This is a genomic window from Actinomycetospora sp. (genome assembly GCF_055612215.1).
The window spans coordinates 1-2279 of record NZ_JBVPVA010000430.1 but is presented as its reverse complement, the minus strand read 5'-3'; the positions used below and the strand labels follow the sequence as shown (position 1 = coordinate 2279).

Below are 2279 nucleotides of genomic sequence, written 5' to 3'. Positions count from 1 at the left end.
GGCCACGGCGTGCTCACCGGACCGAACGCGGCGCCGGTCCAGACCACCGCTCCCGCCCACCGCCGCCGCCCGCGCAGCAGCTGGTCGGCGACCAGGCACGCCCCCTGGGAGAACCCGGCGAGCACGACCGGGGTGTGCCGGCCGGGTGCGAGGAGATCGACGAGCCCGTCGATGACGTCGGCGGCGCGGTCCCGCTCGGCCGCGGTGCGGTCGAGGGCGTCGTGCACGCGCCCGGCGTACCAGGACCGCCCGGGCGCCGCGGGTGCGGCCCACGTGATCGGCACCCCCGGGAGGTGCTCGGTGAGGCGGTCGAGCACGTGGTCGTAGATCCAGGCCGGGTCCTGGTCGCGACCGTGCAGCAGCACCACGGTGAGCGCCCGGCTCCCGATCGGCTCGCCCCGGACGTCGACCACCACCCCCGCCGCGTGCAGGGCCGTCTTCACCCGACACCCCGCCCGAGGACCGCGCGGCGGTGGGCCACGGGCGTCCGGCCGGTGGCCTGCTTGACCAGCTGACCGAAGCGGGTCGCGTTGGGGAACCCCCACCGCAGCGCGATCGCCGAGACCGGGGTGGCCGCCTGGGCCGGGTCGGCGAGGTCGTCCAGGCAGCGCTGGAGGCGACGCTCCCGGATGGTCCTCCCGACGGTGCGCCCGTCCTCGGCGAACAGCGCGTGCAGGTGGCGGGTGGAGACGAACATCGCGGCCGCCACCGTCCGCGGCGAGAGGTCGGGGTCGGCGAGGTGCTCGTCGATGTGGCGGTCGATGCGGGTGCGCAGCTCCTCGTGCGCGTCCGGGACCTCGAGCAGTCCGCGCCGCGCGAGCTCGTCGTCGAACAGCGTGCGGACCAGCTCGGTGGCGTGGCCGACGGTGGCCACCACGGCGCCGCGGCGGGTCACCGCGCCGGGCTGCTCGAGGCTCGTGCTCAGGCCGGAGAGGAGTCCGGCCACGGCGGGGGTGAGCCCGCGGGCGGCGTCGAGGGTCGTCGCGGTCAGCTCCCCGGCGCGGCGGTGGGCGCCCGCACCCGCCGTCGGGAACCGGAAGCAGAGGCTGCGGTAGCCCTCCCCGCTGACGATCTCCACGGGCCGGCTGGAGTCGTAGAAGACCAGGTCACCGGGCCCGACCCGGGCGAGGCGGCCGTCCTGGCGGAACTGCGCGGTTCCCTCGAGCTGCAGGGAGAGCAGGTAGTCGGCCGGGTGGTCGTCGATGTGCTCGGCGTCGCGGACCGCACGGTGGGGCCGGGAGGTCATCGCGATCAGCGACGTCTCCCCCAGCCGTCGGCGGCGGATGGTGCCGCGGAACCGCTCGGGGCGGGAGCACTCGACGTCGAAGCGCAGCAGCGCCCCGGTGACGGCGCCCTGCCAGGCGTCCACGTCGCGGACCTCGTCGTCCACCGGTGCACCTCCCACCGGACGGCCCCGGCCCGCCGGGCGTGCAGCGGGCGGAGATGTCCGTGCACTGTAACGAGAGCCGGGAGACGTGGGCCACACCTAGCGTCGGGGTCGATCCACACTCCGGACGAGGAGGTCCCCGGTGTCCCACATCCGCGGTTCCCACCACATCACGCTCTCGGTGGGTGGCGCCCAGGAGGACGTCGACTTCCACGTCGGCGTCCTGGGCATGCGCTTCATCAAGCGCACCGTGCTCTTCGACGGCTCCCTGCCGATCTACCACCTCTACTACTCGAACGCGGCCGGCGACCCCTCGGCGGTGCTCACGACGTTCCCGTGGCGCCAGGTCGGCCTCGTCGGGCGGCGCGGCACGAACCAGGCCCGCGAGGTCCTGCTCTCGGTGCCCGCCGACTCGCTGGACTTCTGGTCGCGCCGCCTGACCGAGCACGACGTCGAGGTCAGCGACGCCGAGGTGTTCGACCGCCGGCGCCTGCACTTCCGCCACCCGAGCGGCATCGAGTACGCGATGGTCGGCAACGACGCCGACCCGCGCGAGGGGTTCGCCGGGCAGGGGGTCCCCCCGGAGTGCGCGATCCACGGCATCCACGGGGTGGGCGTGCACGTCGCGACGCCGGAGCGGATGGTCGAGTTCGCCGAGGAGGTCTTCCACTCCCAGGGCAAGGTGGTCGAGGACGGAGACCGCGCCGGCTTCCATGTCGGGGACGACCCGCTGGGCAACCACGTCGAGCTCGTCGCCGACACCGCCGACGACCAGTGCACCTGGCGCTACGGCGCGGGGACCTTCCACCACGTCGCGTGGAACCTCGAGTCCCTCGAGAACCAGGACGAGCTCAAGTTCGAGATCGAGGGCAACGGCTACACCGACATCTCC

Annotated in this window: 3 protein-coding genes; 1 reads left to right on the top strand and 2 read right to left on the bottom strand. The window is 74.2% G+C overall.

Annotated elements, in window-relative coordinates:
• Both AC0CYZ_RS12160 and AC0CYZ_RS12155 read right to left on the bottom strand, forming a co-directional pair.
• Positions 1–443: alpha/beta hydrolase (locus AC0CYZ_RS12160; protein WP_472215626.1), on the bottom strand; the 443-nt coding region annotated here is incomplete at its 3' end.
• A complete protein-coding gene (locus tag AC0CYZ_RS12155; RefSeq protein WP_472215624.1) occupies positions 440–1390 on the bottom strand; it encodes an AraC-like ligand-binding domain-containing protein in 951 nt (316 codons plus the stop codon). The genes AC0CYZ_RS12155 and AC0CYZ_RS12160, both read right to left, overlap by 4 nt.
• Before the next feature lie 139 nt (positions 1391–1529).
• Here AC0CYZ_RS12155 and AC0CYZ_RS12150 point away from each other — a divergent pair.
• Positions 1530–2279: VOC family protein (locus tag AC0CYZ_RS12150; protein WP_472215622.1), on the top strand; the 750-nt coding region annotated here is incomplete at its 3' end.